The organism is Kocuria sp., from assembly GCF_030536815.1.
Taxonomy (GTDB): Bacteria; Actinomycetota; Actinomycetes; order Actinomycetales; family Micrococcaceae; genus Kocuria; species Kocuria gwangalliensis.
In genome coordinates this window covers 1-14,461 of sequence record NZ_JAUNPE010000055.1, presented here as the reverse complement: position 1 = coordinate 14,461, position 14,461 = coordinate 1, and the positions used below count along the sequence as shown (strand labels likewise).

The 14,461-nt window shown below is 66.2% G+C and carries 16 protein-coding genes; 15 read left to right on the top strand and 1 reads right to left on the bottom strand.

The window, feature by feature from the left end; all coding sequences use genetic code 11:
* Nucleotides 1-109: inorganic diphosphatase (locus Q4E95_RS06955; RefSeq protein ID WP_303382628.1), on the bottom strand; the 109-nt coding region annotated here is incomplete at its 3' end.
* A gap of 169 nt (nt 110-278) precedes the next feature.
* Here Q4E95_RS06955 and dacB point away from each other — a divergent pair.
* The 15 genes from dacB (at nt 279) to panC (ending at nt 14,418) form a co-directional block, all read left to right on the top strand.
* Nucleotides 279-1,724, top strand: a complete 1,446-nt coding sequence (gene dacB / locus Q4E95_RS06950) for a D-alanyl-D-alanine carboxypeptidase/D-alanyl-D-alanine-endopeptidase (protein WP_303382626.1) — start codon at nt 279-281, stop codon at nt 1,722-1,724.
* A gap of 46 nt (nt 1,725-1,770) precedes the next feature.
* Complete coding sequence (locus Q4E95_RS06945) at nt 1,771-2,868, top strand: zinc-dependent metalloprotease (RefSeq protein ID WP_303382625.1); 1,098 nt, start codon at nt 1,771-1,773, stop codon at nt 2,866-2,868.
* Nucleotides 2,869-2,946: 78 nt separating this feature from the next.
* Nucleotides 2,947-3,381, top strand: a complete 435-nt coding sequence (locus tag Q4E95_RS06940) for a DNA-binding protein (protein WP_303382627.1) — start codon at nt 2,947-2,949, stop codon at nt 3,379-3,381.
* 27 nt (nt 3,382-3,408) lie between these two features.
* Entirely contained in the window at nt 3,409-4,434 is a 1,026-nt protein-coding gene (gene tilS, locus Q4E95_RS06935; RefSeq protein WP_303382624.1) for a tRNA lysidine(34) synthetase TilS, read from the top strand.
* Between the two features lie 50 nt (nt 4,435-4,484).
* On the top strand, nt 4,485-5,036 hold the full coding sequence (gene hpt, locus Q4E95_RS06930) for a hypoxanthine phosphoribosyltransferase (protein ID WP_303382623.1): 552 nt from the start codon (nt 4,485-4,487) through the stop codon (nt 5,034-5,036).
* Nucleotides 5,037-5,256: 220 nt separating this feature from the next.
* On the top strand, nt 5,257-7,404 hold the full coding sequence (gene ftsH / locus Q4E95_RS06925; RefSeq protein WP_303382622.1) for an ATP-dependent zinc metalloprotease FtsH: 2,148 nt from the start codon (nt 5,257-5,259) through the stop codon (nt 7,402-7,404).
* Nucleotides 7,405-8,061 (top strand): GTP cyclohydrolase I FolE, encoded by a 657-nt coding sequence (folE, locus tag Q4E95_RS06920; RefSeq protein WP_303382621.1) that lies wholly within the window; start codon nt 7,405-7,407, stop codon nt 8,059-8,061.
* Nucleotides 8,058-8,960 (top strand): dihydropteroate synthase, encoded by a 903-nt coding sequence (folP, locus tag Q4E95_RS06915; RefSeq protein WP_303382620.1) that lies wholly within the window; start codon nt 8,058-8,060, stop codon nt 8,958-8,960. Before folE ends, folP begins: the two co-directional genes overlap by 4 nt.
* Before the next feature lie 6 nt (nt 8,961-8,966).
* Nucleotides 8,967-9,371 carry a dihydroneopterin aldolase gene (gene folB, locus Q4E95_RS06910; protein ID WP_303382619.1) on the top strand — a complete coding sequence of 135 codons (405 nt, stop codon included), beginning with the start codon at nt 8,967-8,969 and terminating at the stop codon, nt 9,369-9,371.
* Between the two features lie 17 nt (nt 9,372-9,388).
* On the top strand, nt 9,389-9,886 hold the full coding sequence (gene folK / locus Q4E95_RS06905; protein ID WP_303382618.1) for a 2-amino-4-hydroxy-6-hydroxymethyldihydropteridine diphosphokinase: 498 nt from the start codon (nt 9,389-9,391) through the stop codon (nt 9,884-9,886).
* A 7-nt stretch (nt 9,887-9,893) separates the two neighbouring features.
* The gene (locus tag Q4E95_RS06900; protein ID WP_303382617.1) at nt 9,894-10,451 is read left to right on the top strand and encodes a DUF3180 domain-containing protein; all 558 of its coding nucleotides are present in this window, start codon (nt 9,894-9,896) and stop codon (nt 10,449-10,451) included.
* Complete coding sequence (locus tag Q4E95_RS06895) at nt 10,435-10,950, top strand: PH domain-containing protein (RefSeq protein WP_303382616.1); 516 nt, start codon at nt 10,435-10,437, stop codon at nt 10,948-10,950. Before Q4E95_RS06900 ends, Q4E95_RS06895 begins: the two co-directional genes overlap by 17 nt.
* Nucleotides 10,950-12,656 (top strand): PH domain-containing protein, encoded by a 1,707-nt coding sequence (locus Q4E95_RS06890; RefSeq protein WP_303382615.1) that lies wholly within the window; start codon nt 10,950-10,952, stop codon nt 12,654-12,656. The genes Q4E95_RS06895 and Q4E95_RS06890 overlap by 1 nt, the downstream gene beginning before the upstream one ends.
* Nucleotides 12,653-13,579, top strand: a complete 927-nt coding sequence (locus tag Q4E95_RS06885) for a Rossmann-like and DUF2520 domain-containing protein (protein WP_303382614.1) — start codon at nt 12,653-12,655, stop codon at nt 13,577-13,579. Before Q4E95_RS06890 ends, Q4E95_RS06885 begins: the two co-directional genes overlap by 4 nt.
* Nucleotides 13,576-14,418 carry a pantoate--beta-alanine ligase gene (gene panC, locus Q4E95_RS06880; protein ID WP_303382613.1) on the top strand — a complete coding sequence of 281 codons (843 nt, stop codon included), beginning with the start codon at nt 13,576-13,578 and terminating at the stop codon, nt 14,416-14,418. The genes Q4E95_RS06885 and panC overlap by 4 nt, the downstream gene beginning before the upstream one ends.
* The last annotated feature ends 43 nt before the right edge of the window (nt 14,419-14,461 follow it).

Genomic DNA, 14,461 nt, shown 5'->3' with positions numbered 1-14,461 from the left:
GCATGGACGTGAACAGCACACGATCCAGGCGGATGCGACCGGTCTCGTGGTCGATCTCGTACTTGACGCGGGATCCGCGGGGGATCTCAATGGTGACGTCCAGCTCCATGGCAGCACTCCTCGTATTCGAGTTTCGGTTGTGACGGGGTACGCGGTGGGCACCCCGACTTCACGTTGTCACCCACGATAGCGGCACGGGGCGCGCACGGGGCAATCAGCGACGCCGCTCGGATCCCCCATCGTTTCGTGTCGGCCCGCGCATGCGAAAGAATGACCGTATGCCTCAGCAGAGTTCTCGGCCGCCCCGACGTAGCAGGAGCCTCCTCGGCCCGGTGGTCGCCGGGTTGCTGATCATCGCGCTGATTCTCGGCTCGGTGTGGGCAATTCCCGCCGTGCTCGCGGAAACCGAGGCGGGGGAGCCCGGCCGACCCATCAACGTGGTTTCCGCCCCCGCGGAGCCGGGGGAGTTGCCCGGGGTACTGGACGCCGCGGCGTCGTCGTCGGAAGGCCCGGGCACGGCTGACGAGGTCATCCAGGAAACGGTGACCGCAGAGCTGGCCGGCGCGCCGGGCAGCTCGAGTGTCACCGTGTTGGACGCGGAGTCGGGTCAGGTGCGTGCCGAGCGAGCATCGGGTGAGGCCCGCATCCCCGCATCCAACCAGAAAACATTGACCGCACTGACCGTGGCGGAGCACCTGGACCCGTACTCGCGCCTCGCCACCACCGTGGAGACGGGTGAGGATCCGCACCGCCTCACGCTCGTCGCGGGAGGGGACACACTGTTGGCGCCGGGCAAGGGTGACCCGGATGCCGTCAACGGCCGGGCCGGGCTCGAGGACCTGGCCGAGCGGACCGCGAGTGCGCTCACGGAGCGAGGCGTCCGGGGCGAGATCACGGTGAGCCTGGATACGTCACTGTTCTCGGGACCGGCGCTGAACCCCGGGTGGGCCCAGGAGGACGTGGCGGCCGGTGAGATCACGGCCGTCTCGCCCCTGGCCATGTATTCGCACAGGGTCCCCACCTCCGACGGGAAGGACCCGGGGTCCCGTGGTGAACGGCCCGAGAACGCGGGGGAAGCTGCCGCGGACGAATTCCGGGAACGGCTCCGGAACCAGCTGGGAACACGGGCCACCGTGACCCCCGGTGAGCACGCGAGGCCGGAACAAGCCGTGGAACTCGCGCGCGTGGAGTCCGCGCCCCTCCACGAACAGGCCGCGTACATGCTCGAGCAATCGGATAACTCCTTGGCGGAAACACTTGCGCGCGTGGCGGCGCGTGAAGCCGGGGAACAGGGCAGCGTGACGGGTGTGCAACGGGCCATCCGCGCCACACTGGAGGCGCACTCGATCGACGTGGCCGGCGCGGACGTCATTGACGCCAGCGGAATGGCAGTGTCCAACCGCGTCACCACGGGACTGCTGGCCCAGGCCACCCGGGCACTGCTCATCGATCCCGATGCGGGTCCTTACGGACAGGGGCTGCCACTGGGTGGCGCCACCGGAACGCTCACGGACCGGTTCGACGACCCGGACGAGCGGGCGGCCAGAGGACTCACCCGCGCAAAGACCGGCACCCTCAATTCCGTGGTGTCGTTGAGCGGGTACGTGCAACGGGCCGGGGGTGAGGTGCTGGTGTACTCGGTGATCTTCAATGACGTCCAGGGACAGACAGGCGCCGCCAGGGACACCGTGGACCGCACGGTGGCTGCGCTCGCCCAAGGCTGAACCCGAGACAGTGTGGCACTCAGTTCTCTGTGGTTGAGTGGTGGGCATGACTCAAGACGTGGCACGACCCTCACTCGTGGACTGGGACTCCGCGGCTCAGATCGCTGCCAAATTGACCCCGCCCGGGCCCACTCCCAAACCCCGGGAAATGAGCAAGGCCGTGGAGTCCCTGCGCTACTTCGCTCACGAATCGGTCCAGCACGTGCACAACATCACGCGACTGGACGCCGCCGAGAACCTGCGCGATTCCAAGATCCTGGTGGTCGACCGTGCCGGGTGGGCCAAGGCCAACACCCAAACGTTCTCGGTGCTCATGCAGCCGATCTTCGACAGGATCCGGGAGAAGAATCCGGAGAAGTTCGACGCCGCCCTGCGCGGGTTCGCGCCCACGGCCGCGGCGGCCGAAATGGGCGCGATGGTCGGCTTCCTCTCGTCCAAGGTGTTGGGCCAGTACGACCCGTACGCGGGCCTGGTCTCACCGGAGGCAGCCGAATCCCACCCGGGCGGACGGCTGATGTTCGTGGCTCCCAACGTGCTGTGGACGGAGCGGGAGATCAATGTCGAGCCGGACGATTTCCGGCTGTGGGTGTGTCTCCACGAACAAACCCACCGCGTGCAGTTCGCTGCCGCGCCCTGGTTGCGCGGGCACATGCTGGAACAGATCTCCACACTGGGGTCCTTTGACGTCTCCCCGTGGGAGCGGCTGAGCGCGGTCGTCTCGTCCGTGACCGGCAGGAGTGCCGCGGGGCGCACCGACTCGGGTCTGGGTCCCATCGGTCATTTGCTGACCGAGGAGGAAAAGGCCACGGTGTCCCACCTGACCGCCGTGATGTCCCTTCTCGAGGGCCATGCCAACGCCGTGATGGACGCGGTGGACTCTTCAATCGTCCCCACCGTCAAGACCATTCGGCGTCGTTTCGACTCGCGCTCCGAGAATCACGGGGCCCTGGACCGGGCGATCCGCACCCTCATGGGGATAGACGCGAAAATGCGCCAGTACGGTGACGGCCAGAAATTTGTGGAGTACATCGTGGACCGGGCCGGAATGGACGCGTTCAACACGGTGTGGACCTCGGCGGATACCCTGCCCGACGAAACGGAAATCCACGATCCGCAGCGCTGGATGGATCGGGTGCTCGGGTGATGCCCTTGCCGCGCAGCGCATAGGTGCGGCGGAGTGTGTCAGGATGAAACCGTGAGCTCGGAAAATATTCAGCAGCAGATTCAGCTGTACGGCCAACCGCTGTCGGAGCGTTTCGGCCACGTGGTGGCGGCCTACAACATCACCCAGCGACGGCTGGCGGAGGTGTTGGGGCTGTCCGCGCCCATGCTCTCCCAGCTCAGCAGCGGTCGCCGGATCAAGATCGGTAACCCCGCCGTATATGAACGCCTGGTCATGTTGGAGGACAGTGTGGGGGCCCAGGACACCGAGGCCGTGTTGCGCCGAGTCGAGGCTGCCCAGCCGGTATTGTCCACCACGCAAATCCGCACGGGGATCAGCACCGAGACGGATGCCGTCACGGCATTGGCCACAGTGGTGCCCTCCGGCGAACTCGAACGCGCATTGATCATGTTGGGCGAGCACACCCCGGTGCTGTCCAAAGTGTTGAGCATGGCCGAGGACATGTCCCGCCGCAATCGCGACGCCCAGGGCTGATCCTTGCAACGAGGACGAACCGGTCGCTTGCACCCCTGGGTGGCGCGCGCACGCAGGGCCGTGAACCGTTCCCTGACCGAACTTCCAGCCACCTCTGACGATCCACCATTGGTGCTGGTCGCGTGCAGCGGAGGGCCCGATTCTTTGGCCCTGGCCGCGGCCGCCGCTCACCTGGCCCGCCGAGGCGCGGTGCGCGTGGGAGCCGCGGTGATCGACCACCAGATGCAACCGGGCTCGCACGAGGTCGCCGGGGCCACCGTGCGGATACTGGAAGACATGGGTCTGGAGCCCGTGATCTCGCGCCGCGTCACCGTGGACCGGGCCGGTTACGGACCCGAAATGGCCGCGCGCCTTGCGCGCTACGCCGCCCTCAACGACATCGCCACCCAGCTGCGCGCGGACGCCGTCCTCCTGGGCCACACCCGCGACGACCAGGCGGAAACCGTGCTGCTGGGCCTTGCGAGGGGATCAGGGACGCGCTCGTTGTCCGGGATGTCGTCGCGGCACGCGATCGAGGGTGTGCTGTACCTGCGCCCATTCCTGAACGTGACCCGCCAGGAAACGGAGACGATCTGCCGGGTTGAAGGGCTCGACCCCTGGCACGATCCCAGCAACTCGGACACCGCCCTGATGCGTTCAAGGATCCGCCACCGCGTGCTGCCGTTCCTGGAGGAACACATGGGCCCGGGCGTCTCCAACGCCCTGGCACGGACGGCCTCGGTCCTCGAAGCGGACGCGGACTTCCTGGACGAACAGGCCACGGAGTTCTTCCGACGCGCACGAGTGGAACCGGCGGCGTCGTCGAGCGTTGAACTGGACTGCCTGGCGGTCCAGGAGGCCCCCGCGGCCATGCGACGTCGTATGCTCGCTCAGGCATGTGTCGCCACGGGCGGGGAAACCCCCACGTTCGAGCGGTTAAGTGCGCTCGAGGGATTCGCTATGGGCTACGGAGCTGCCGGTCCGCTGCAAATGGCGGGTAAGGTGACCGTGTGGCGACGTCGCGGGGACAAGCTCTGCGTCAAGGGGCGCCTGGAGTTCCAGAACACCGAATAACCCCTCCTACAATCGCCATCCCCGCACACGCAACACCTCAGGAGCACAACGTGAAGGCCGAGCACGTCGAGTCAGATCTGTCCCACGTCTTATTCACCAAAGAAGAAATCGCCCAGAAGATCCAGGAGCTGGCGGAGCAGATCGACCGCGACTACGAAGGCCGCGACGTCCTGCTGGTGGGTGTACTCAAGGGAGCGGTGATGGTCATGGCGGATCTCACCCGCGCGCTCAAGGGGCAGTACCCCATGGATTGGATGGCCGTGTCCTCCTACGGTTCCGGCACCAAGTCCTCCGGTGTGGTGCGCATCCTCAAGGACCTCGACACCGACCTGCACGGCAAGGACGTCCTCATTGTCGAGGACATCATCGACTCCGGTCTCACACTGTCCTGGCTGCGCACCAACCTCGAATCCCGCGGCCCCAAGTCCGTGGAAATCTGCGCATTGCTCCGCAAGCCGGACGCTGCCAAGACCGCCATCGACGTCAAATACGTGGGCTGGGACATCCCCAATGAATTCGTCGTGGGATACGGTCTGGACTTCGCGGAACACTACCGCAACCTCGAATGCATCGCTACGCTGGCCCCGCACGTCTACGAGTAAGAATCCAGGGAACCCCGGGGTCCCGCGTGTAGCGTGAGCGCGGCGCGTGCGCTCAGAGAAAACGTCGAGACCTCAATGGGGTCGGGTATCCCCGAAAGGGATACATTATGCGTGACGCGCCGCGCACCCGCACCGGTAGCCGGATCATTCGGACCCGGATACAACACCGTCAGTTTTGGGGCGCGACACTTCTTGTCACGTCCACGGGAGGATCATCGGCTTGGCCACGGCGAAAAAACCCACCAGTTTCTTTAAGGGACCGTTCTTCTGGATCTTGCTAGCCGTCTTGGTGCTGGTTCCCGTGGGAGCGAATCTCTTCGGCCCGTCCACCTCTCGCGTGGACACGAACGTGGGTATGTCGCTGCTGCGCGACCACAAGGTCCAAGAAGCGAAGATCTACGACGGTCAGCAGAAGGTCGAACTCCAGCTCAAGGAAGACCTCACCCTCAACGACCAAGAACTGGGCAAGGACATCGAGTTCTTCTACGTGGAACCGCGCGCCGAGGAGGTCGTGGCCACCATGAACAGCGCCGAGCTGGAGGGGTTCACCGACCAGCCGGTGGAGAACAACTGGCTTCTGTCCCTGATCAGGTTCATGCTGCCGTTCCTGATCATCCTGGCGATCTTCTGGTTCATCTTCTCCCGCATGCAGTCCGGCGGGCAGGCCATGAAGTTCGGCCGCTCCAAGGCCAAGATGTTCAACAAGGAGAACTCCGAGGTGATGTTCTCGGATGTGGCGGGCGCGGATGAGGCCGTCCAGGAACTCGACGAGATCAAACAGTTCCTGGTGGAGCACGACCGGTTCACCGCGGTGGGCGCCAAGGTCCCCAAGGGCGTGCTGCTCTACGGCCCGCCAGGCACCGGTAAGACTCTGCTCGCCAAGGCCGTCGCCGGCGAGGCCGGCGTGCCGTTCTACTCCATCTCCGGCTCGGACTTCGTGGAGATGTTCGTGGGTGTGGGTGCCTCCCGTGTGCGCGACCTCTTCCAACAGGCCAAGGAGAACTCCCCGGCCATTGTGTTCGTGGACGAGATCGACGCCGTGGGCCGCCAACGCGGTGCCGGCATGGGCGGCGGTAATGACGAGCGTGAGCAGACCCTGAACCAGTTGCTGGTTGAGATGGACGGTTTCGACGCGAACACCAACGTGATCCTGATTGCCGCAACCAACCGCCCGGACGTCCTGGATCCGGCATTGCTCCGCCCGGGTCGGTTCGACCGTCAGATCGGCGTGGACGCCCCTGACATGAAGGGCCGCGAGCAGATCCTGCGCGTGCACTCCAAGAACAAGCCGCTCGCGCAGAACGTGGATCTGGCGTCGGTGGCCAAGCGCACCCCGGGCTTCACCGGTGCCGAGCTGGCCAACGTGATGAACGAGGCCGCCTTGCTGACCGCACGTTCTCACGCGCAGCTCATTGACGACCGCGCCGTGGACGAGGCCATCGACCGGGTGATCGCGGGCCCGCAGAAACGCTCGCGCATCATGAAAGAACTCGAACGCAAGGTCACCGCGTACCACGAGGGTGGTCACGCGCTGGTGGCCGCAGCACTGCGCAATACCGACCCGGTCACCAAGATCACCATCCTGCCGCGCGGGCGCGCGTTGGGTTACACCATGGTGATGCCCGCGGATGACAAGTACTCCACCACTCGCAATGAGCTGTTGGACCAGATGGCCTACGCCATGGGTGGCCGCGCGGCGGAGGAACTCGTGTTCCATGACCCCTCCACGGGCGCATCGAACGACATCCAGAAGGCGACGGACACCGCCCGCAAGATGGTGACCCAGTACGGCATGAGTTCGCGTATCGGTTCCGTGAAGATCGGCGGGGACAACTCCGACCCGTTCGTGGGTCGCGAGATGGGCTCAGCCGGCAAGGACTACTCGGACCGGACCCTGGCGGTCGTGGACGACGAGGTGCGAGGGCTGCTCGAACAGGCTCACACTGAGGCCCATGAGATTCTCCACGAGAACCGGGACGTCCTGGATCGGTTGGCTTTGGAACTGCTCGAAAAGGAAACGCTCAACGAAGCCCAGATCGGTGAGATCTTCCATGATGTGCGCAAGCGCGACCTGAGGCCCGTGTGGCATTCGGGTGACAACCGCCCGGTCTCCGACATTCCGCCGGTGATCACCGCGGCCGAGCGCGAGGAAGCTCACCGCAAGCACACCCAGGACCCGGACACCATGGCTCCGCAGGACCAGGCGGTCGCCGCCAAGCCCGAGCACCCGCTCGAGGTCCCGGAGCACGGCGAGGCCCAGCTGCCCGGTACGGACGGACGGAGCGGCACCCAGGGCGGTCCCGCCGGCGGTGAACAGCAGGGCGATGACCGGAATCCCTGGTCCGGTGGATCTCAGGAGCAGCGCTGAATGAGCCCGGACAAGGACCAGGATCCGTCCGAACCGGTGGCCGGCTCGTACGCGGACTATCTGAATTCCGAACACGTGGACGAGCGGATCGATCAGCCGCGCATTGCAGCTGCGGTGCGAGAGATCCTGCTGGCCATCGGGGAGGATCCCAACCGTAGCGGCCTGAAGGACACACCCGCGCGGGTGGCCCGCGCGTACGCGGAAATGTTCACCGGGCTCCACCAGGACCCCTCGGAGCTGATGGCGACCACGTTCGATATCGGCCACGCGGAAATGGTCATGGTCAAGGACATCCCGTTCTACTCGACCTGCGAACACCACTTGGTGCCGTTCCACGGGGTGGCCCACGTGGGGTACATCCCCGGTCCCGAGGGGCAGGTCACCGGGCTGTCCAAGCTGGCGCGCCTGGTGGATTTGTTCGCCAAGCGGCCCCAGGTCCAGGAGCGATTGACCACGCAGGTGGTCGAGGCACTCGAGGACAACCTGCATCCCGCCGGAGCAATCGTCGTGATCGAATGTGAGCACCTGTGCATGTCCATGCGCGGGGTGCGTAAACCGGGGGCCAAGACCGTGACGTCCGCGGTGCGCGGTCAGTTACGGGACCCGGCCACTCGCGCGGAGGCCATGAACCTGATCCTGTCGGGTCAGAACCGATGAGCCCGAACCGTGCCAACGGCCCACTCGGTTGGGGGTCGTATGAGCAGTTGCCGCGGGACCGCACACTGATCATGGGCATCCTCAACGTCACCCCGGATTCTTTCAGCGACGGCGGTACGCATGACACTGCGGACGCGGCCATCGCTCACGGGCTGGAACTCGCCGCCCAGGGCGCGGACATCGTGGACGTGGGTGGTGATTCCACCCGCCCGGGTTCCGTCCGCGTGAGCCTCGAGGAAGAGCAGCGGCGCATTCTGCGGGTGATCCGTGAGCTCTCGGACCGAGGCATCGTGGTCAGCGTGGACACGCTCAACGCGGAGACCGCCGCGGCCGCACTGGATGCGGGCGCGCACATCATCAACGATGTCTCGGGCGTGAACGTCCAGCAGGCGATGATCGAACTCGTGGCGCGGCGACGGGCACCGTACATTCTGATGCATTCGCGCGGCACGTCCACGACCATGGACGCCCTCTCCACCTATGAGGACGTCGCCCACGACGTGATCGGCGAATTGTGCCGGCTGCGCGAGCGCCTGTATCGGGCCGGGGTGGAGCCGGAGAACCTGATTGTGGACCCGGGACTGGGTTTCGCCAAGGCAGGTGCCCAGGACTGGGATCTGTTGCGCGCCCTTCCCCGGTTACGCACCATGGGCAACAAGGTGCTCATCGCAGCCTCCCGCAAACGTTTCCTGGGTCACCTCCTGGGTGACGACCAGGGCCCGCGTCCCGCGGCCGAGCGAGACGGCGCCACGGCCGCCATCAGCGCGCTCTCCGCCTTCGGAGGCGCCTGGGCGGTGCGGGTTCACGACGTCGCCGCCACCGCGGACGCGGTGGCCACCGCCCACGCGTGGCTGGGTGTCACACCACCGATCCTTGATCCTCACGAGAGCGAAAACTGAGCACCGATGATTTCTTCCCCTGCGGAACTGAGCCACCACGACCGCATTACACTCACCGGCTTGGGAGCCGTGGGATATCACGGTGTCTTCGAGAAGGAACGCCGCACCGGTCAACCGTTCTTCGTTGACCTGGTCATGTACGTGGATCTGAAGGCCGCCGGTGAAACCGACGAGCTCACCGCCACCGTTCACTACGGGGAAGTGGCCGAATTGGTCCGGGAGATCGTGATCGGTCCCCGGTACCAGCTCATCGAGACCCTCGCGGAACGAATCGCCGCGGAGCTGCTCCAGCAGTTCGCCATGATTCGGGCGCTCGAGGTCACGGTGCACAAACCCAAGGCGCCCATTGAAGTCACGTTCGCGGACGTTGCCGTCACGATTTTTCGCACCCGGGAAACGGCGGTCCAGTAGTGGCAGCCCGGTGCGTGGTGGCTTTGGGAGCGAATCTGGGGGACCGCTTGGCCGTGTTGCGCTCGGCCGTTGCCGGTTTGGCCGGCACTCCCGGAATCACCGTGCTCGGCTGCTCGCCCGTGGTCAGTACCAAGTCCGTGGGCGGGCCTGAGGGATCACCGGACTACTACAACGCGGTGGTCGAACTCCAGGTGGAACTCGGTCCCGAACAGACGCTCCGGGCGTGTCAGAAGATCGAGGACGAACACGGTCGTGAACGGCTGGTTCGTTGGGGGCCTCGCACCCTTGACCTGGACATCATTTGCTTCGAGGGAGTCGAACGGCAGGATCCGCAGCTCACCTTGCCCCACCCGCGGGCACATGAGCGCGCTTTCGTCCTGGTCCCGTGGGCCCGCCTGGATCCGGATGCTCGACTGGGCGGAGAATGGGTGCGGGAACTGGCCCGCAGGGCCCCCGACGTGGCGGGGCTGACCACCACGAATTTCACCGTGTGCGAGGATACGGAACGGAGTTGATTCGACCATGCGCTACTTGACCGTTCTGTCCCTCGTGGTCGTTGCCCTCGTCGCCGCGGTGGTGGGGTGGAGCATCAATCAGGCGCTCACGGGGCAGAGCCAGTCGATGCTGATCCTCCCGTGGGGGAGTTTGCTGGCGGAGGCGGCGGCGGCCGCCGTGTTGGTCTATCTTGGTCTGCGACTGCGCGCGTACCGGGATCCCGAGGGCGAGCGTCGGCGGCGTCGTCGAGCTCCCGCCGACCGTAAGCCGTACGACCCCGTGTGGGGCGTGGGCACCGCTGCGGCGGCCCAGGCGGTGGCCTATTACGGGGCCCTGACGGCCGGTTGGCACGCGGGGATCGGCGTGGACCAGGTGATGTTGTTGGGAGCGCGCACGACCCAGGAACCTCTGTGGTTGTGCGTGGCGCAAGTAGTGGCCGGGGCGCTGCTGATGGTGGTCGGTTGGGTCGTCGAGAATTGGTGCAAGCTGCCTCCCGATGATCCCGACGCGGAGAAGGACACCCCGTACGGTGGGCGGCAAGATCCTTACACCGCCGGAGAGGGAGGCTATGCCCGACATCAATGACCTGGGCCCGCGGGGACTCGCGTGGAAACGCGTTTCACCCGACTACATCAAGGTGAGGCTCATTTCTGCGGCCATCAGCACCCTGATCTGGGTGCTGATCACCGGCGTCCCAATGATTCTGGCTCTGCTGTCGATCTGGGGCAGCCCGTCCGATCTTTGGCGGTGGTACCCGCCCGCCATTGTGTTGGTCTGGGGAATCATTGACCTGTGCCTGATTCCGCGCCGGGTCCGCGCCATTGGTTACGCGGAGCAGAACACCGAACTGTGGCTGCGCAAGGGCATCATTTTCCGCAGCGTCACGGTGGTCCCCTACGGACGCATGCAGTACGTGGACATCAAGACCGGGCCGCTGCTCAACGCCTTCGGGCTGGCGGACCTGACCCTTCACACGGCCGCCGCCAGTACGGACGCCAATCTGCCCGGTCTACCCCGCGCGGAGGCCGACCGGTTGCGCGAGGAGCTCACGCGTCGGGGAGAAGAGCTCATGGTGGGGCTGTGATGGGCGCCGCCAGGACGAACGACCCGGCCGGAACCAATGCGGTGCGGCCGTCTCCCGAGGGGCAATGGCTGCGTGTCCACCCGCTCACGCCGTACGTGCGCAGCTGGCTGCTGATCGTGGCCCTGGTGTGGGGCGTGGGAAATATTTTCCTGGACGACGTACTGGCCGCGGTGGTCTACGGCGACCCGTTGGACGTGGACTTCGCCGGAACGATTCAGCTGGTGGGGATCGGCCTGGTGGCCGCGGTGCTGTGCGGGGTGGTGGGCCTGGTCATCGGCCTGGGTGTTCTCTCGTGGTGGTTCACCCGCTACCAGATCACCTCGGAACACGTGCGGTTCCGCAACGGGGCGATCTTCCGCACCCAGCGACAAGCACGGCTGGATCGGGTGCAGGGCATCGATATCGAACGCAAGCTGCTTCCGCGCATCTTCGGCCTGGCCTCCCTGAAATTCGACGTGGCGGACGGCGGTAGCAGCGCCCTGGAACTGTCGTACCTGCGCCGCGATAAAGCACGGGAACTGCGTCATCAATTGCTCAGTGCCGTTCGTGAGGCCTCCCGGTCCGCTCCGGCGACTCAGGTGGGCTCCCGGGACGGCCACGGGTACGACGCCGCCCGCCCGGCGTTCGGTGGTCCCGCGCCGCGGGTCGATGCGCCCGCCCCGGCGCCGTGGGACCACTCGCCGCAGGCCCGGCAGTACCGCGCGCAATGCGCAGACCCGCACGACAACCGGGGGGTGAGCGCCGCGGAGGAACGTTCCCGCGAGGTGCGCGCCGCCGCGCGGCTGGGTCTGCTCTCGGACCAGGATGACCAGGATCAGCAGCGCCGCGTGTTCACCGTGCCCACGAGCCGCGTGTTATTGAGCCTGTTGCTCTCATGGAGCACCGTCTCGGCGGTGTTCTTCGCCGTGGTTGCCGTGGTGGTGTGGCAGTGGAACCCGGAGGCTCTGCGCGTCTTGATCCCCAGTTACCTGCCCGTGGTGGTCATGATTGTTTCGGGGCTCTACAACAGGCTGGAAAGCAGTTGGGGATTCACGCTCAGCCAGGTGCAGGTGGGTGTGCGAGTCCGCTCCGGTCTGCTCAACGAACGCTCCTCGACCATTCCGGTCGGTCGGGTGCAGGCGCTGCAGGTGTGCAAACCCGTGCTCTGGCGGGTCTTCGACGGCCACAGGGTCAAGGTGATCACCGCGGGCAAAGGCGGCCTGGATGACCTGGAGGGACTGCATTCGCTCGTGCTGCCCGTGGGCACCCCGGAGAACGTGGCGGACATCCTCGAGCTGGTACTGCCCCTTGCCGAGCCGCCCACGGAACTCGTGCGTGACGGGCTCAACGGGATCGACGGGGGCGCGAACTACACCACAAGCCCTCGACGGGCTCGGTGGCTGGACCCTCTGACCTGGCGGCGCACGGGATTTGCCATGGATGACGCGGTGTTGTCATTGCGGTGGGGGCGTCTCAACCGCAACGTGAGCGTGATTCCGCATCACAAGACCCAGTCACTCGGGCTGCAACAGGGCCCCATCGAGCGCCGCATGCGCATCGCCAGCATCCACGCCCATATGATTGCCGGGCCGGTGACCACCGTGGTGCATCACCTGGATGCACAACAGGCTCGGGACCTGATGGTTCGCCAGACGGATGCGGCACGCGCCGCCAGGGAACGCACCAATCAAGACAACGCACAGCGCTCACGCGAGGAGATCCAGTGAACGAGCCACAACAGCGCCCGGGACGATTGGGCGTGGGCATCATCAGCGCCGGAAAGGTCGGTTCCGTCCTGGGTGCGGCATTGCGCGCGGCGGGGCACGCCGTGGTGGGCGTGCATGCCCACTCCGAAACGAGCAGGGAACGGGCGGATGCCCTGCTCCCCGATGTTCCGGTGCTCGACGTGACCACCATCGTGGAACGCAGCGAGCTGGTGCTGCTGGCCGTGCCCGATGACCAACTGCCGGGCCTGGTGGACGGGCTCGGCAAGCTCGGCGCCTGGCAACAGGGACAACTGGTGGTGCACACCGCGGGTCGCTTCGGAACCGACGTTCTCGAACCGGTGCGCGCGGCCGGTGGCATCGGCCTGGCCATCCACCCGTCCATGACGTTCACCGGTCTCAGTCTGGACCTGCAGCGGCTCACGGACTGCAGCTTCGGGGTGACTGCGGCGGCACCCGTCCTACCCATTGCCCAGGCGCTCGTGGTGGAAATGGGTGCCGAACCCGTGGCGATCGCCGAGGCCGACCGGCCGCTCTACCACGCGGCTCTCGCTCACGGGTCCAACCACGTGATGACCCTCATGGGCCAATCCATGCAGCTACTGCATGAGATCGGTGTCGAAGAACCGGATCGGATGCTCGGCCCGCTGGTGCGAGCCACGGTCGACAACGCCCTGGCCTCCGGGGAGAACGCCCTGACCGGGCCGGTGGCCCGCGGAGACGTCACCACGGTGGCCGCCCACGTGGCCGCCTTGGCGGAACTTGCGGGACCGGACCGGGCGGCGTCGTCGGCGGGCCACGACCTGCTCGAAGGCTACCGGGCGCTGGGAAGGCTCACGGCGCAGCGGGCCGCGGCCTCCGAGCGGATCGACGAGACAACGTACCGCGCGGTGCTGGCCGCGCTCGATGGGAAGGACTTTCAATGACTCGACCCGTGGTGTGCACCACCGTGGCGGATCTGCGGGACGCGCTCGAGACGCGTGTGTCCCAGGGCGTGACCAGCGTGGGGCTGTTCCCCACCATGGGGGCGTTGCATGACGGGCACCTGCGCATTGCGCGGACGGCCCGGGACGAAAACGACCTGGTGGTGGTGTCGGTGTTCGTGAACCCGCTGCAGTTCGGCCCCGACGAGGACTTCGACAGCTACCCGCGGCACCTGGAACGGGACGTCTCCGCGCTCGCCGACTGCGGTGTGGACGTGGTCTTTGCCCCGAGCACCGAGCAAATGTACCCGGGCGGCGTGCCGGTGATCTCGGTGACCTCCGGGCGAGCGGGGTCGGTCCTTGAGGGAACCACCCGCCCCGGGCACTTCGACGGCGCCCTGACCGTGGTCAACAAACTCTTCATGATCGTCCAACCCGGCCCGGGCATCGCCTTCCGCGCGTACTTCGGGGAAAAGGACGCCCAGCAATTACTGCTCATCCAAAGAATGGTCCGTGATTTCAATCACCGCGTGCACATCCGCCCGGTGCCCATCGTTCGTTCCGGCGAGGGCCTCGCGCTGTCCTCCCGCAACCAGTACCTCACCGCCGACGACGCCGCCCACGCCTTGGTTCTCAACCGCACCTTGCGCGCCCTGGCGGCGGGTGAACTCACTCTGGAGCAGGCCCGGAACACCATCGACGGGGAACCAGGGGTGACACTCGATTACCTGGTGACCGTGGACCCCGATACGCTCGCGGAGACCCCCCCACGGGCGGGTGCCCTGGCGTTGGCTGCGGCATGGGTGGGTCCCACCCGCCTCATCGATAATATGAAGATTTGATCTGACCGCTATCCTGGAGAATTGTGACCGAGCAGCGAGATAA